We start from the raw sequence: 12247 nt of genomic DNA on the forward strand, positions 1-12247 counted from the left end.
GCCCTATGGAGGACGCGCCATGTTGACCCGTCTCTACGGCGGCCATGTCGTCGACCCCGTCAATGGCGTCGATGCGATCGGCGACGTTTATTTCGAGGATGGCCGCATCGTCGCGCCGCCCGAGGGACGCTCGCCGGATGTCGAGCACGACATCTCCGGCCATATCGTCATGGCCGGCGCGATCGACATTCATTCCCATATCGCCGGCGGCGGCGTGAACACGGCGCGTCTGCTGCTGCCGGAGGCGCATCGCGGCCATCGGCCGCGGCCGGCCGACACGCCGCTCTCGACCGCCGGCTGGTCGACCTTCGAGACCGGCCGCCTCTATGCGCAAATGGGCTACACCACGGTCATCGAGCCGGCGGTGTCGCCCCATCACGCGCTGCACGCCCATCTCGAGCTCGCCGATATTCCGATCATCGACAAGGGTTTCTTGACGGTGCTCGGCAATGAGGATTTTCTCCTCTCGGCCTTCCGCGACGGCGCCAGCCAGGACACGGTCGTCGATTATATCGGCGCGACGCTGGAGGCGACGCGGGCGATCGGCGTCAAATGCGTGAACGCCGGCGGCGTCGACGCCTTCAAGCAGAATATCCGCCATTTCTCGCTCGACGACGAGGTGCCGGAATATGGGCTCTCCTCGCGCGCGATCTTCCAGAAGCTGCAGCAGGCGGTGAACGCCACCAAGATTCGCCATCCGCTGCATCTGCATATGAATAATCTCGGCCTGCCCGGCAATGTCGAGACGGCGCTGGCGACGATCGACGCCTCGCAGGGGCTGCCGCTGCATCTCGCCCATGTGCAATTCTACGCCTACGGCACAGAGGGCAAGAACGGCTTCTCCTCGGCGGCGGCGCGATTCGCCGAGAAGATCAACGCCAACAGAAACGTCACCGTCGATGTCGGCCAGGTGATGTTCGCCGACATTGTGACGATTTCCTCCGATGTGATGAAGCAGTTCAACAGCCTGCCCGGCGGGCGGCCGAAGAAGGGCGTCATCTTCGACGGCGATTCGAACGGGCTCGGCGTCGTGCCCTATTCCTATCGCATCTCGGATTTCTTCAATGCGGTGCAATGGGCGGCGGGCCTCGAGCTGTTCCTGCTGTGCAATGATCCGATGCAGGTGTTCTTCACCACGGACCATCCCAATGGCGCGCCCTTCACCACCTATCCCGAGGTGTTCGCGCTATTGATGAGCGCCGACAAGCGCGCGCAATATCTCTCGCGCCTGCCGGCCGAGGTGATCGAGCTCACCAATCTGCCGGCGTTGAAGCGCGAATATAGTTTCTACGAGATCGCGACAATGACCCGCGCCGCGCCGCGCAAGCTCTATGGTTTCGAGGATCGCGGACAATTGGGGCCGGGCTCGGTCGCCGATGTGGCGGTCTACGAGCCGCAGGCCGACAAGGCCGCGATGTTCCGCAATGCGGCCTATGTGTTCAAGGACGGAAATCTCGTGGTGCGCAACGGCAAGGTCTCGCATTACACCAAAGGGAGGACGCTGCGCGTGCGGCCCGAATACGATCGCCAGATCAACAGCCGCCTCGACAAATATTACGAGGGGCTCTACGGCCTGCCGCGTGCGCTGTTCGAGGTGCAGGACGCGGCGCTCCCGGCGACGGCCGGCTTCGCGGAGGTCCCATGCCGCAGCTGATCCGCAAGGGAATCCGCATCGACGAGAGTTTCGCCGAGGCGTTTCCGATGACCGGCTCCGGCGTGGTCGTCACCGCGCCGACCCGCAAATGGGCCCTGCAGGCCGCCACCACAATGACCGGCTACGCCACATCGGTCATCGGCTGCGACTGCGAGGCCGGCATAGATTGCGAATTGCCGGCGCGCGAGACGCCGGACGGCCGTCCGGGCGTGCGCGTGCTGCTGTTCGGCTTCTCGCCCAAGAGCGTCGAGAAGGCGCTGGTCAATCGCATCGGCCAATGCGTGCTGACCTGTCCCGGCTCGGCCGTCTTCTCCGCCTTCGACGGCGAGGCGAAGATCAAGGTCGGCGACTCCATGCGCCAGTTCGGCGACAAATGGCAGATCTCCAAGGCCATAGACGGGCGCCGCTATTGGCGCGTGCCGGTGATGGACGGCGAGTTCCTGGTGGAATCCCAGGTCGGCCTCACCAAGAAATCGGTCGGCGGCGGCAATCTGCTCATCATGGGCGAGGATTGGGCCAAGACGATGCGCGCCACCGAGGCCGCCGTCGAGGCCGTCCACAACACGCCCGACGCGATAGCGCCTTTTCCGGGCGGCGTGGTGCGCTCCGGCTCCAAGGTCGGTTCGAAATATAAGGGCATGGGCGCCTCGACCAATGACGCCTATTGTCCCACTCTGCGCGGCGCGACCAATAGCGCGCTCGACGCCGATATCGGCTGCGTGCTGGAGATCGTCATCGACGGTCTGACCAGCGACGCGGTCTCGGCGGCGATGCGCGCCGGCATCAAGGCGATCGTCGCGCTCGGTCCCAAGAATGGCGCGAAACGCGTCGGCGCCGGCAATTACGGCGGGAAACTCGGCCCCTTCCACTATCATTTGAAGGATCTCGTGTAAGTGAAGCCGCTTCTCTTCACGCTGAAAGCCGAGCCCGACCAGCGGCTCGACCTCTCGCCCCTGACGCCGGACCGGCTCGTCGGCCGCTCGGCCAAGGAGATCGAAGCGATCTCCATCGGCACGACACGCGAGGCCGTGACGGTCGGCGACCTGTTCAAGGTCAAGCTCGGCGAGGTCACTTCGGTGCGCTTCGACGGCGGCTCCGATCGTTTCGATCTGCTCGGCGCCAAGCTGCTGCCGGGCTTTGCGATCCATGTCGAGGGCGATGTCGGGGCGCAGCTCGGCCGCGCCGCCAAGGGCGGAGCGATCACCGTCGCCGGCGACGCCGGCCCCTATGCCGCCTCGCAATCGGCGGGCGCGCTTATCGACATATATGGCGACGCCGGGGATTTCCTCGGCGCGCCGCTGGCGGGCGAGATCCCCGGCATGTCGGGCGGGCGCGTCATCGTGCGCGGCAGCGTCGGCGCGCGGGCGGGTGACCGGCTGCGCCGCGGCATCATCATCGTCGAGGGCGACGCGGGCGAGGACTTGGGCTCCCGAGCCATCGCCGGCACGATCATCGTGCTGGGAACGGCGGCGGGCGAGCGCATCGGCTATCTCAACAAGCGCGCCTCTATCGTCCTCTCCGAGCCGCGCGAGCTCGGCCCGACCTATGTCGACTGCGGCCCGCATAATCTCGGTTTCGCCAAGCTCTTCGCCAAATCGCTGGCGCCGGAGAGTCGGGGCGCGGCGCGGCTGCTCTCCGGCCGGCTGCAGCGCTTCGCCGGCGACACGGCGGTATTCGGCAAGGGCGAGGTGCTGCTGCCGGCGTGAGCGTCTTCCTCTCCCTATCGGGAGAGCATGACGCCGCCGGCGCCCTTCGTTGCTTCGCCGCAATCCGATCGGCTCATGGGAGATTTGCCCGACGCTCGCTCGGCAAAGCCCCGTCGTGTCGTAGAGTTTCCTCGCGTTTTCCGACTGGTGCGGTTCTGACGGGAAGATTTGAAATCATCCTGTCTCAATTTGCCGAATTGCGCGGGGAGGGGCTTCATGCTACTCAATCGCCCAGCTCAAACCTGCCAGCTCATGCGGCCAAGCGCGATAGCAGCGAGAAGCGGGATGAGACACTCGCCTCGAAAGGGCGAATTCTTCTAACGGAGGAGATGAACATGGCCTGGACCGCCCCGGTGATCGTCGAAGTCTGCGTCGGCATGGAAATCACCAGCTACGAATCTGCCGAAATCTAAAATCAGATTTCGCGCGCGCCGCTTCCCTCGAGAGGCGGCTGAACTTGCGAGCCGGTAAGAAGCCCGCTGTCCTCGACGAGGCGGCCTTCTTACCGGCTCGTTGCTTTTTGCGCCCATCCGCGAGCCTTCGACCGGTCGGCGAGACCGGCTTCGCCACATCTCCTCTCATCGACGGCATCTTCGAGATCGGCGGCGCCGCGCATGAGCGGCAGCTGCTCGGCCTGCCGAGCATGGCGCAGCTCGTCGTGTCCTCTGTCGCGCTGCGCCGCCGCCGCCCGCGCGCGCTGGGGCCGCCGCCGGCCTTTGCGCCGGAGCCGCGCCTCGCGCCTTTCGTCGTGGGGCTCGCCATCGCCTCGGCCCGTCTCTCCTCGCCGTGCTGGCGGCGGGGCAGATCATCCGCCGCGCCTCGCCGGGCGCGAGCCGCCGGCTCGGACTTCGGCCGAAAGAGGCGCGCGCGGCCACTCGCGCCAATCCTAGCGGCGGGGTATGATTTTGCGCCGCGCGGTCTTGCCGGGTCTCACAAATCGATACAGGATGCGCGCGCCGGAGCGCGAGCTCCAGCTTCCCGATAGTCGAGAAACGGCGGACCATCATGACGTCTTTCGGAAAATCTGCATTGCTGACAGGGCTCGCGGCGGCGGGACTGACAGTCGCCGCGGCCGCGCTCGCCGCCGGCCCCGACACGCTCCTCGCCGACGCCAAGCGCTCCTTCGCGCCTCTGCCGCCCTCGCCGAGCCCCGCGACGGACCAGGCCGTGCTCGGTCGGCGGCTGTTCTTCGAGAATCGCATCTCCGCCGACGGCAATGTGAGCTGCTCGCATTGTCATTTGCCCGAGAAGCAGGGCGCCGACGGACTGCCGAAATCCTTCGGCGTGTTCGGCAAGATCAATCCGCGCAACGCGCCGACGATCTTCAACGCGGCGCTGCAGTTCAAAGCGCATTGGCGCGGCGACCGCGAATCGATCGAGGATCAGGCGGAGAAGTCGCCGACCGGCGCGGTGAGCTTCGGCGCTCCGGATTTCGCGACCGTCGTCACCACGCTGAAATCCATCCCCGGCTACGCCCAAGCCTTCGCCAAGGCCTTCCCCGGCGAGGCGGAGCCGGTGACACAGAAGAACTGGGGCAAGGCGCTCGGCGTCTATGAGCGCACGCTGCCGCAGCCGACGCGCTTCGACGCCTTTCTGAACGGCGACGCCAAGGCGTTGACGCCGGCCGAGCAGGCGGGCCTGCGCAAATTCATCGAGGTCGGTTGCGCCGGCTGTCACGACGGCGTCGGCGTCGGGGGAGCCTCTTTCGCCAAATTCGGCGTCGTCACCGATTATTGGAAGGAGACCGGCGTCTCCGAGCCCGACAAGGGCCGCGCCGATGTGACGAAGAACGACGCGGACCTCTATGTGTTCAAGGTTCCGAGCCTGCGCAATGTCGCCAAGACCGGCCCCTATTTTCACGACGGCTCGGTCGCGGATCTGCCGCGGGCTGTCCGCGTGATGGGCAAGACGCAATTGGGCGTCGATCTCTCCGATAAGGATGTGGAGGCGATCACGGCTTTCCTGGGCGCGCTGACGCAGCCCGTGCCGGCCAATTATTCGGCGCTGACGCCTTTCCCCGACGAGGCGGTGAAGAAATAAATCGTCGAGAGGCGGTCCCGAGAGGCGATCCCGAGAGACGATCCATTGAAAAAAGCGGCGGCCCCGAATCATGGGGCCGCCGTTTTCGTCTCAACCTTCCTCGTCCGTGTCGATGTCGCCATCGATGAGGCCGGCGACGTCGTCGTCTTCCTCTTCCTCATTCTCGAGGAAGGTGTCGTCCTCCTCGGCCGCGTCGTCGATCTCGACATCCTCGTCCACATCGATCGTTTCGGCCTTGGACTCGCTGGCTTCGACCTCTTCCAGGGAGACGATTTCGGCGTCCTTCTCGCCTTCCGCCGCCTCGTCCGGATCGGCGTGGCGCGCGGCGATTCGCGATGTCACGACATGGAAAATCGCTCCGCATTTCGGGCAGACGACCGGTTCCTTGTTCAGATCGAAGAATTTGACGCCACAAGACTGACATTGGCGCTTGGCGCCGAGTTCGGTTTTGGCCACGGTCCTTGCATCCTCGAGATAGAGCGGCGTGGGACCGCCCGTGGGAGACTTTGGTCGGGCGCTCGGTTAGTTTGCCCTTGCCCGGCTGTCAAATGAGAAATGGAAAGCGAGCCTGTCAAGCGGATCGGACGGAAAAGCCCCGGTTTGCACGGCGAATCGCCGAAACCCTCGTGTTTTGGTCCGCGCTGGCGGCGCGAGGGCCATTGCCAAGCGCGGCGCGACTTGGCATATCTCTCGTCGCCGCGGGTGTAGCTCAATGGTAGAGCAGCAGCCTTCCAAGCTGAATACGAGGGTTCGATTCCCTTCACCCGCTCCAGATCCCGCCATCCTCGTCTCTCTCAACGCGGCGTATTCTTCTGTGGCGTGCGCATGGCCGCCAGCAGCGCCTCGCCCAGCGCGCCCGCGCCTTTGGGCTGCTCCTGCTGACGCTGTTGGCGCGGCGCCGGCCCCGCGTCGCGGCGCTGGCCTCCCGCGGGCGCCTGCCGCTGGTCCGGCGTGTCGTCGAGCCGCATGGTGAGCGCGATGCGCTTTCGCGGCGCGTCGATCTCCAGCACCTTCACCTTGACGATGTCGCCGGGCTTGGCCACCTGCCGCGGGTCCTTCACAAAGGTCTTGGACATTGCGGAGATGTGGACGAGCCCGTCCTGATGCACGCCCACATCCACAAAGGCGCCGAAGGCCGCCACATTGGTGACGACGCCCTCGAGAATCATGCCGGGCTTCAGGTCCGAAATCTTCTCCACACCCTCCTGGAAGGTCGCCGTCTTGAAGGCGGGGCGCGGATCGCGGCCGGGCTTCTCGAGCTCGGCGAAAATATCGGTGACGGTCGGCAGGCCGAAGGTGTCATCGACGAATTGCGCCGGCCGCAGCTTGCGCAGCTCGGTCGCATTGCCGATGAGCTGCTTTATGTCGGTCTTGGCGGCGGCGAGAATGCGCCGCACCACAGGATAGGCCTCCGGATGCACGCCGGAGCGATCGAGCGGGTCATCGCCATCGACGATGCGCAGAAAGCCGGCGCTCTGCTCGAATGCCTTGGGGCCGAGACGCGGCACTTTCTTCAGCGAGTCGCGCGTGCGGAACGGGCCATTGGCGTCACGATGCGCGACAATGTTGGAGGCGAGCAATTCGCCGACGCCCGACACGCGCGAGAGCAGCGGCGCGGAGGCGGTGTTGACGTCGACGCCGACGGCGTTCACGCAATCCTCGACGACGGCGTCGAGCGAATGGGAGAGCTTCACCTCCGAGACGTCGTGCTGATATTGGCCGACGCCGATCGCCTTGGGCTCGATCTTCACCAGCTCGGCGAGCGGGTCCTGCAGGCGGCGCGCGATGGAGGCGGCGCCGCGCAGCGTCACATCGAGATCGGGCAATTCGCGCGAGGCGTATTCGGACGCCGAATAAACAGAAGCGCCCGCTTCCGACACGACGATCTTGGTGAGCTTCAGCTCCGGGAACTTCGACATCAGCTCGCCGGCGAGCTTGTCGGTCTCGCGCGACGCCGTGCCATTGCCGATGGCGATCAGCTCTATCGCGTGCTCGCGCGCGAGCTTGGCGAGGATGGAGAGCGATTCGTCCCAGCGGCGTTGCGGCTCATGCGGATAAATGGGCGTCGTCGCGACGATTTTGCCGGTCTTGTCGATGACCGCGACTTTGACGCCGGTGCGAAAGCCCGGATCGAGACCGAGCGTCGCACGCGCGCCGGCGGGCGCGGCGAGCAGAAGATCGCGTAAATTCGCCGCGAAGACGCGAATGGCTTCATCTTCCGCGAAGCGCCACAGACGCGTGCGCAGATCGACGGAGAGATGCAGCTCGATCTTGGTGCGCCAAGCCCAGCGCACAGTGTCGAGCAGCCAGCGGTCGCCCGGCCGGCCGCGATCGGCGATGGCGAAACGCTGCGCGATCTGGCCTTCATAGCCGACGGCGCCTTCGCTCGGCTCGGGGAGCATCTCGAGATCGAGCGCCTCCTCCTTCTCGCCGCGGAACATCGCCAATATGCGATGCGAGGGAAGCTTCACCAGCGGCTCGGAGAAATCGAAATAATCGGAGAATTTCGCGCCCGCCGTCTCCTTGCCGGCGCGCAGTTTCGACTTCATCAGTCCCTGCGTCCAGAAGATCTCGCGCAGGCGGCCGATGAGATCGGCGTCTTCGGCGAAACGCTCGACGAGAATGGCGCGCGCGCCCTCGAGCGCGGCGGTCGCATCGGCGACATTCTTCTCGGCGTTCATGAAAGGCTCGGCCTGCGCCTTCGGCTCGCGCTCGGGATGGCCGAGCAGCAATTCGGCGAGCGGCGCCAGGCCGGCCTCGATCGCGATCTGCGCCTTGGTGCGGCGCTTGGGCTTGAAGGGGAGATAAATATCCTCGAGCCGCGCTTTATTGTCGGCGTCCATGATCGTCGCGCGCAACGCATCGTCGAGCTTTCCCTGCGCCTCGATCGAATCGAGGATCGCTTTGCGGCGGTCTTCGAGCTCGCGCAAATAGCGCAGGCGCTCGTCGAGATGGCGCAATTGCGTGTCGTCGAGCTGGCCCGTCGCCTCCTTGCGGTAGCGGGCGATGAATGGCACTGTCGAACCTTGATCGAGCAGAGCGACGGCCGCCTCCACCTGCCAGGGTTTCGCGGAGAGCTCCGTGCTGATTCGTTCGACGATCGACGCCATGCGCTATCCCTATCGGCTGTTTCTGGGGAGCGCGTTTCTAGCGTTCGGCGCGGCGCCAAGTCAAAAGCCAAATGGCGAGAGCGAAATCCTGTGGACATCCTCGTCGCGTCGCGCGGACGCCTTATTTGCGCGAATCGGGGAGATGCGGGTGATCCGGCCAGCAGCTTCGCTGCTCGATCTCGAGCGGCGCATCGCTCGCCGCGCCGAGCCAGGCCGGAACCGTTTCGAGCCGCGCGAGATAATTGGTCGGGAAGACATGAGGGTCGGTCTTGCGCCAGCTCGTCAGCAGATCGCAATCGGATATGGCGAAAGCCGGCACGGCGAGCGCGCGCTTGATCTCCATCGCCGGCGTCGCGGCGGAGACGATCACAATGGCCGATATGAGGGAGGCGAGCGCGCCGCCGTCGCGCGGCGTCGACACGGCGACGCGGGCGAAGGCGAAAGCGAGGAGAAACAGCGCCGGAATGGAGGCGCGCATGGCGAGATCGTTGTTGGGGCCGAAGGAATAGAAGGGAAGCGCCAGCAGAACGACGACGCAGGCGGCGACGAGCGCATGATCGCTTTTCGCGAGCCTTTCACGGGCGGCGAGAAGGAGCCCCACATGCGGAATCTCGACGAGAATGAAGGCGACATAGAGGACGACGAAGCCCGGTATGGCGAGCAGCCAGCCATGTTTGACGGATTCGGCGTCGATCGTCAGATAGAGCGCGATCGGCAGAAAGCACAGGCCGGCGGCGGTCGCGGCGATATTGCGCGGCGCAAAGAGCCCGCGGCCGAGCCGCAGCGCGCAAAAGCCGATGAGCGGCGCGGCGCCGACGGCGGCCAGCGGCGACCACAGCAGAGTCGCCGCGAAGAGAATGGCGAGAAGCGCGAGATCGATCTCCTCGCGCGCGAGGAGAAGCAGCAGCAGCGCCGCCCACCAGCCCGGCAACGCATGATTGGGAACCCAGAATAATTGGGTGACATGCGAGGAATATTGAATCGTCGCATTCCACCATTCGAGATGGTCCGGCAGCGCGAGCCCTTCTTGGAGAAGCTGCGGAAGAATATCGAGGCCGCTGAACATTATGAAGAGCGCGAGAACGGGCGCGGCGCGCGCGCCGGCGAGACGCGCGATGAAGTAGAGGCAGGCGCCGAGCAGCAGCGCATTTTGCGCGAGCATGGCGATATGCGCGCCGGCGAGCCCCGTGTAACGCCCGATCGCGGCGGGCAGAAGATACATGCCGAGCGGCGCGCGCAGCAGATAATCCTGCCCCTCATAGCGATAGAACAGCGGGAAGCCTTGCCGCGTCAGATCGGAGAGCACGGCGTCGCGCACCAGCCAATCGAGATTGGCGTAGAAGAGATGCGTCTCGCCGCCGAGCAGTAGCAGCGCGACGGCGAGCGCGAGACAGGCGGCGAGCGTTTTTGCGTCGATCGGCGCGGCGAGCAGGCCGTCCGCTTTCGGCCGAAAGGAGAAGAGGAGGAAAGCCGCGAGCGCGCAGCCGACGAGAACGGGCGCCGCGCCGACGACGCCGAATCCGAAAGCGAGCGCAGCGTTGGAGAGCAGGAAGACGAGAATGCCCAGCCGCAGCAAAAGCAGATTGCGCAAGAGCGGCGCGCGCGCCTCTTTGCGCGCGGGCGCCTTTTGGCGCGCGGGCCCCGCTTCGTCTCTTGCTCGCAGTGTCGTCATGGTCATGTCGGCGCCGGGGTTGTCAGAAGTTGATGCGCTCGCGCTCGAACACCACGGGTTTGCGTCGCACCTGCGCGTGGATGGCGAGAATATATTCGGCGAGCACGCCGATGGAGAACAATTGCACGCCGCCGAAGAAGAAGACGGCGACGATGATCGTCATCACGCCGGGCGGCGCGAGCTGGCGGAAGAAGACGAGCCCGAGCGCGAGACTGACGAAAGCGTAGGCGAGCGCGAGCGCCGCAACGCCGAAGCCGAGGAACAGCAGCAGACGCAAAGGCGCCGGCGTGAAGGTGACGAGGCCGTTCATGCCCTGGTCGACGAGACGCGGCAAATTATTGGAGGTCACGCCGCGTCGTCGCTCGACCCATTTATAGGGAACGCCGACGGCGGTGAAGCCGCATTCGAAGGTCATCATGCGCATGAAGGGATAGGAGTCGTCGATTTGCCGCATCGCCTCGACGACCTTGCGATCGACGAGCTGAAAATCGCCGACGCCGGGCGGCAAAGTGAATTCCGAGAGGCCGGTCAACGCGCGATAATAGAGGCCGCGCGCCATGCGCATGACCGCGCCCTCCTCGCGAATCTTGCGAATGCCGTAGACGATCTCGTTTCCGGCTTCCCACAGCTTCACGAATTGCGGCAGCAGCTCGGGCGGGTCCTGCAGATCGGCGGGCAGGAACAACAGGACGGCGTCGCCGCTCGCCGCCATCACGCCGTTGAAGTTGGAGCGCATCGGCCCGAAATTGCGGGCGTTGAGAATGACCTTGACGCAAGGATCGGCGGCGGCGATCTCGCGCAATATCTCGGCGCTGCGATCTGTCGAGGCGTTGTCGCAGAACACATGCTCGCGGCGATAGTCTTTCAGCTCGCGGTCGAAGAGGGCGGCGACCCGCGCATGGCATTCGCGAATGTTGAGCTCTTCATTGTAGCAGGGCGTGACGATGGAGAGGGTCTTCATGCGCCGCCGCCTCCGGTGCGGAAAACGAAGTCGCGATTGAGGAGATAGGAGAGCGTCGCGAGCACGGGCGTCAACGCCGCCTGAGCGAGAGCCGCCTCTGCGCCGAAATGCTCGAGCGCGCGTAGCGCGAGCGCGTCGACGAGGAAGAGGGCCGCATAGACGGCGATGAAGCGGCCGAGAAAGCGCGAATCGCTGGAGCCGAAGACGAGGCGCCCGATGGACAGAAAATTGAACATTGCGCCGAGCGCGGTGGAGACGCCGGCCGCGACCACCGAATCGAGCGTCGCGCGCCAGACGAAATAGAAGATCGCATAGCCGAAGGCGGTGTTCAGCAGCCCGACCGCGAAGAATCGCAGCGCCCGCGCGCTCGGCGCGAGAGCGGCCGCGTCGAATCGGAAATCACGCCTGTCGTTTGCCAATTCGTCCGTCCGTCCGCTGGGCGTCGCTGTCGCGGCCGATCATGGCTTACGAAAGGTTAACGCTCGGCTTACGCCGGCCGGCGCGCGAAGGGCGCGCGGCGCATGGGCGTTAACCCTGTTCGCCCGCCCGAATCGCCGCGCCGTGGCGGGCGAGTGCGTGAAACGGACCAAGGGCCGCCGCCGCGAGAGCCGCGCCGCCGCGCCGCGCGGCCGAATTCGAGACAGAAAGGTAAAGGCGCAGGCGCGATCAGAGAGCCGAGAGGGCGCGAGCGCGGCGCGATATAGGGACGGACAGGGGCGTCGCCTCGAGACCTTGCGTGAACAGCAGGGCAACGCGGCGCAATCGCCGATTCGTGCCCGCTCCGTTCCGGCATGATTCCAAATCTTAACGCGATGGTCGTCGCAACGTCGTGATTGGCATGTTGACAAGCAGGCGGGACGGAGTCCGCCGCGGACCTCGCGCGACCAGCGATCGATCCATGCTGCAAAATATGAGATTTCGAAGCCATAGTGTTCGCGAGGCGGGAGAGCGACCATATCTCGAGCGAACAGAGCGTGACTCGAAGAGAGTCCGCGATTCGGCCGCGATTCGTTCGTCGCCTGTTCGAAGTGTGAAATGGCTGCGCCTTCGTCGTTCCATTCTGGGACGATCGCCGCTATCGATGGTGGGGTCGGGCTCGCGTCA

General features: G+C 65.3%; 10 protein-coding genes and 1 tRNA gene. 6 read left to right on the forward strand and 5 right to left on the reverse strand.

Going from position 1 to position 12247, the window contains the following annotated elements; all coding sequences use genetic code 11:
• Positions 1–19: 19 nt before the first annotated feature.
• The 5 genes from AC6IY7_RS09320 (at position 20) to AC6IY7_RS09340 (ending at position 5400) form a co-directional block, all read left to right on the forward strand.
• Positions 20–1654 carry a formylmethanofuran dehydrogenase subunit A gene (locus AC6IY7_RS09320; protein WP_497778681.1) on the forward strand — a complete coding sequence of 545 codons (1635 nt, stop codon included), beginning with the start codon at positions 20–22 and terminating at the stop codon, positions 1652–1654.
• Positions 1642–2547: a formylmethanofuran--tetrahydromethanopterin N-formyltransferase gene (gene fhcD / locus AC6IY7_RS09325; RefSeq protein ID WP_497778682.1), complete on the forward strand. Its 906-nt coding sequence runs from the start codon at positions 1642–1644 to the stop codon at positions 2545–2547. The genes AC6IY7_RS09320 and fhcD overlap by 13 nt, the downstream gene beginning before the upstream one ends.
• Entirely contained in the window at positions 2548–3360 is an 813-nt protein-coding gene (locus tag AC6IY7_RS09330) for a formylmethanofuran dehydrogenase subunit C (protein WP_497778683.1), read from the forward strand.
• Between the two features lie 335 nt (positions 3361–3695).
• The gene (gene pqqA / locus AC6IY7_RS09335; RefSeq protein WP_099831855.1) at positions 3696–3773 is read left to right on the forward strand and encodes a pyrroloquinoline quinone precursor peptide PqqA; all 78 of its coding nucleotides are present in this window, start codon (positions 3696–3698) and stop codon (positions 3771–3773) included.
• Positions 3774–4365: 592 nt separating this feature from the next.
• Positions 4366–5400: a cytochrome-c peroxidase gene (locus tag AC6IY7_RS09340; protein ID WP_497778684.1), complete on the forward strand. Its 1035-nt coding sequence runs from the start codon at positions 4366–4368 to the stop codon at positions 5398–5400.
• 90 nt (positions 5401–5490) lie between these two features.
• Here AC6IY7_RS09340 and AC6IY7_RS09345 read toward each other — a convergent pair whose 3' ends face one another.
• A complete protein-coding gene (locus AC6IY7_RS09345; RefSeq protein ID WP_497778685.1) occupies positions 5491–5856 on the reverse strand; it encodes a TIGR02300 family protein in 366 nt (121 codons plus the stop codon).
• Positions 5857–6098: 242 nt separating this feature from the next.
• Between AC6IY7_RS09345 and AC6IY7_RS09350 the strand changes: the two genes are divergently transcribed.
• Positions 6099–6172: transfer RNA gene (locus tag AC6IY7_RS09350), tRNA-Gly, on the forward strand.
• 22 nt (positions 6173–6194) lie between these two features.
• Here AC6IY7_RS09350 and AC6IY7_RS09355 read toward each other — a convergent pair.
• The 4 genes from AC6IY7_RS09355 to AC6IY7_RS09370 all read right to left on the reverse strand — a co-directional run bounded on the left by AC6IY7_RS09355 (position 6195) and on the right by AC6IY7_RS09370 (position 11562).
• Entirely contained in the window at positions 6195–8510 is a 2316-nt protein-coding gene (locus tag AC6IY7_RS09355; protein ID WP_497778686.1) for a Tex family protein, read from the reverse strand.
• Positions 8511–8631: 121 nt separating this feature from the next.
• Entirely contained in the window at positions 8632–10182 is a 1551-nt protein-coding gene (locus AC6IY7_RS09360) for a hypothetical protein (RefSeq protein ID WP_497778687.1), read from the reverse strand.
• Positions 10183–10204: 22 nt separating this feature from the next.
• Entirely contained in the window at positions 10205–11143 is a 939-nt protein-coding gene (locus AC6IY7_RS09365) for a glycosyltransferase family 2 protein (protein WP_497778688.1), read from the reverse strand.
• Complete coding sequence (locus AC6IY7_RS09370) at positions 11140–11562, reverse strand: GtrA family protein (RefSeq protein ID WP_497778689.1); 423 nt, start codon at positions 11560–11562, stop codon at positions 11140–11142. Before AC6IY7_RS09370 ends, AC6IY7_RS09365 begins: the two co-directional genes overlap by 4 nt.
• Between the last annotated feature and the right edge of the window lie 685 nt (positions 11563–12247).

This window comes from Methylosinus sp. is20ea (genome assembly GCF_059718135.1).